We start from the raw sequence: 3378 nt of genomic DNA, 5'->3' as shown, positions 1-3378 counted from the left end.
TCAGGAGTACAACCAATCTTAGGCGCAATTGCTGTGATTGCAGCCCAAGTAGAAGGATAATCTTTTTCAGATTCAATTAGTAATTGAACCGCTCTTTCTCTGATTTCAGGGGTATATTTTAATTTTGTCATCGGAATAGTCTCTCAGAATATTGAGTCTCCGACAAACCCGGTACGGTTCTATCTTTGGTAGAGTTGCAAAAAACATTACCAATTTCAGATAAAGATTTTAGATAGCCGCTTAGCTTACTGAATAACTAAAAATCCTCAGCATCTTTAATTTATTAAGATGAGTATTTCTCATCTTAAGCTGAATTTATATCGTTTTACTCACTTTCTTATTCACGTTTAAATATAGCCATTCAGAAATTTAACTTTTTATAAAATTTTTAGGTGGCAATCTCCATGAGTACAGCATTTGAGTGTTCAATTAAACGTATCCGTTTTGATGAGAATTATACACCAGCAGAAAACACACGTTTAACCACAAACTTTGCCAATTTGGCACGTGGGGAAAGCCGTGAAGAAAACTTGCGTCGTACCCTTGCGATGATCAACAACCGTTTTAATAGCTTGGCAACCGTTGATAACCCGAAAGGTGATCGCTATTCACTTGAGATTGACATTATTTCTGCGGAAATTGATATTGAAGGTAATGGTCAAACTTTCCCATTTATTGAAACACTTAAAAGTGTTGTGATTGACCATCAAACAGGTGAGCGTATTGAAGGCATGATCGGCAATAGCTTCTCATCTTATGTGCGTGATTACGACTTCAGCGTGGTATTGCCACAATTGGGTTGTGGTGTAGGTGAAAAACCTGAAGATTTTGGCAATCTACATGGCAAGCTTTATCAACATTTAGTCAATTCAGATGTATTTAAAGCAGAATTTAAAAAACAACCTGTCATTTGCTTAAGCGTTTCAACCTCTAAAACGTATTTCCGTACAGCCAACGTACATCCTATTTTGGGTGTGGAATACAAAAATGATGAATATTCACGTACCGATGAATATTTTGCCAAAATGGGTTTACGTGTACGCTACTTTAAACCAGAAGGTGGTAATGCACCATTAGCATTCTATTTCGCTGGCGATTTAGTCCGTGATTATACTGATTTTGAATTGATCAGTGCTATTGCGACCATGGAAAGTTTCCAACGGATCTATCGTCCTGAAATTTACAACACCAACTCTCCTGCAGGTGTGGTGTATCAACCAAGTCTAAGCTATGGCGATTATTCACTTACACGTGTGGTCTATGACCGTGTGGAACGTGGTGAGCTTGCAGTTAAACAAGGTAAATGGACGGAAGAAAACTTCATTAAGCCTTATCAAGACATTTTAAATGAATGGGCTGCAAATTTCGAAGTCGAAACAGCTGCTTAATCCATTAAATTGATAAACAGATTTACGAATTTAGACAAAGAAGATTAGACATGGCGCTTACACAACCGAAACTTTTACTCCCAACTTCAACTGCGGGTAGCTTGCCAAAACCGTCTTGGTTAGCTGAACCTGAAAAATTATGGTCTGCATGGAAGCTTGAAGGCGAAGAATTATTAGAAGCTAAACGTGATGCTTTGAAATTATCATTACATGAGCAAGTCACTGCAGGTATCGATATCGTGAGTGATGGTGAGCAAACCCGTCAGCACTTTGTAACCACGTTTATTGAACATCTTGAAGGTGTAGATTTCGAAAAGCGTGAAACCATGCGTATTCGTAATCGTTATGATGCAAGTGTACCTTCAGTTGTGGGTGAAGTTTCTCGTAAAAAAGCAGTGTTTGTAGACGATGCGAAATTTTTACGCAGCCAAACCAGTCAGCCAATTAAATGGGCGTTGCCTGGTCCAATGACCATGATTGATACACTTTTTGACGGACACTACAAGAGCCGTGAAAAACTGGCTTGGGAATTTGCCAAAATTTTGAACCAAGAAGCTTTAGAACTTGAAGCAGCAGGCGTAGACATTATCCAATTTGATGAACCTGCGTTTAACGTATTCTTTGATGAAGTGAATGACTGGGGTGTACCAACCTTAGAACGTGCACTTGAAGGTCTAAAATGTGAAACTGCAGTTCATATTTGCTATGGTTACGGCATTAAAGCCAATACAGATTGGAAACAAACTTTAGGTAATGAATGGCGTCAATACGAAGAGTCATTCCCGAAACTACAACAATCTAAGCTCGATATTATTTCACTTGAATGCCAAAACTCACGTGTACCAATGGATTTGATTGAATTGATCCGTGGTAAGAAAGTGATGGTGGGTGCCATTGATGTAGCAACTAGCAAAGTTGAAACTGCAGAAGAAGTGGCGAATACCTTACGTAAAGCACTTCAATTTGTTGATGCAGATAAACTCTATCCTTCAACCAACTGTGGTATGACACCACTTTCTCGCCAAGTTGCACGTGGCAAGCTTGAGGCTTTAAGCGCAGGTGCTGCCATTGTTCGTAAAGAGCTAGAAGCTTAATCAAACGTAGTCTCGTGCGAAGCAGGGGCAAATTATTGCAAGATGATTTGTTCTACTTAAAGCACGAGCACGTGATATGTACATTTGAGATGAAAGAGATGATTGAAGCAACAGACTTTAGAAATGCAATGTCTTTACTCACCACAGCAGTGAATGTTATTACGACTGCGAGTAAAGCAGGTATGCATGGATTTACTGCATCTGCCGTATGTAGCGTGACGGATACACCGCCAACGTTATTGGTCTGTATGAATCAATCCTCCCGTTCACATGCCCATTTTGTTGAAAATAAAGTCTTGGCTGTAAACGTACTAAGTACTCAGCATGAACAGCTTTCAAATGCTTTTGCTTCAAGTAAATTCAGTTCTGAAGAGCGTTTCAACTTAGGTGAGTGGAGTGCGTTGGAAACTGGTTCACCTATTTTGCAAGATGCCTTGGTCAGTTTTGACTGTGAAATTCAGGACATTCAGCAAGTGGGTACACACAGTATTTTCATGTGTCGTGTGCTTCAAGTTCAACAAAGCGATCAAGAAGAAAGCCTGGTGTATTTTAACCGTGCTTATCATCAAGTGGGTCAGTTGGAACACGCTTAATTCAACGCCTTAATCCTTTCATTTTTTAAAGTTAGTCTATTGTGGAACTTATAACCTTTTTAGTCATCGGTGCTTTTGCTGGTTTTGCAGCAGGGCTGTTTGGTGTCGGGTAAGCGTCCGCTGAACCCCATACCTATTTTTTAATTTTGGTCGGATTTCCAGCGGTGTGGCAGTAATTCTTCTATTTGGGTGACTTTATGCGTCGGCAGCCTTTTCAGCACATCACTTAAATAGGCATACGGATCCAGTCCATTCAGCTTTGCTGACTGGATTAAAGTCATGATATTGGCAGCTCGTTGGCCG

General features: G+C 39.9%; 4 protein-coding genes and 1 pseudogene. 3 read left to right on the top strand and 2 right to left on the bottom strand.

What is annotated here, in order from left to right:
• Window positions 1–131, bottom strand: a pseudogene (locus GVV58_RS15010) (IS3 family transposase); the annotation flags it as partial.
• Between the two features lie 273 nt (window positions 132–404).
• Between GVV58_RS15010 and GVV58_RS15005 the strand changes: the two are divergent.
• The 3 genes from GVV58_RS15005 (at window position 405) to GVV58_RS14995 (ending at window position 3075) form a co-directional block, all read left to right on the top strand.
• On the top strand, window positions 405–1388 hold the full coding sequence (locus GVV58_RS15005; RefSeq protein ID WP_159138861.1) for a putative oxygenase MesX: 984 nt from the start codon (window positions 405–407) through the stop codon (window positions 1386–1388).
• Window positions 1389–1438: 50 nt separating this feature from the next.
• Entirely contained in the window at window positions 1439–2482 is a 1044-nt protein-coding gene (locus GVV58_RS15000) for a methionine synthase (RefSeq protein ID WP_004733166.1), read from the top strand.
• Between the two features lie 98 nt (window positions 2483–2580).
• Complete coding sequence (locus GVV58_RS14995) at window positions 2581–3075, top strand: flavin reductase (protein WP_005093807.1); 495 nt, start codon at window positions 2581–2583, stop codon at window positions 3073–3075.
• A gap of 140 nt (window positions 3076–3215) precedes the next feature.
• Here the strand turns inward: GVV58_RS14995 and GVV58_RS14990 are convergent.
• Window positions 3216–3378, bottom strand: a 163-nt coding sequence (locus tag GVV58_RS14990) for a transposase domain-containing protein (RefSeq protein ID WP_171502655.1), incomplete at its 5' end; no start/stop codon positions are given.

This window comes from Acinetobacter sp. 18QD2AZ41W (assembly GCF_009829025.1).
Taxonomy (GTDB): Bacteria; Pseudomonadota; Gammaproteobacteria; order Pseudomonadales; family Moraxellaceae; genus Acinetobacter; species Acinetobacter pseudolwoffii.
The sequence above is the reverse complement of the archived record's forward strand: the minus strand, read 5'-3'. Positions and strand labels throughout refer to the sequence as shown.

What these genes read in the sequence shown, in the direction of transcription:
- GVV58_RS15005 (WP_159138861.1), top strand. Translation starts at nt 405, where the DNA reads ATGAGTACAGCATTTGAGTGTTCAATTAAACGTATCCGTTTTGATGAG.
- GVV58_RS15000 (WP_004733166.1), top strand. Translation starts at nt 1,439, where the DNA reads ATGGCGCTTACACAACCGAAACTTTTACTCCCAACTTCAACTGCGGGT.
- GVV58_RS14995 (WP_005093807.1), top strand. Translation starts at nt 2,581, where the DNA reads ATGATTGAAGCAACAGACTTTAGAAATGCAATGTCTTTACTCACCACA.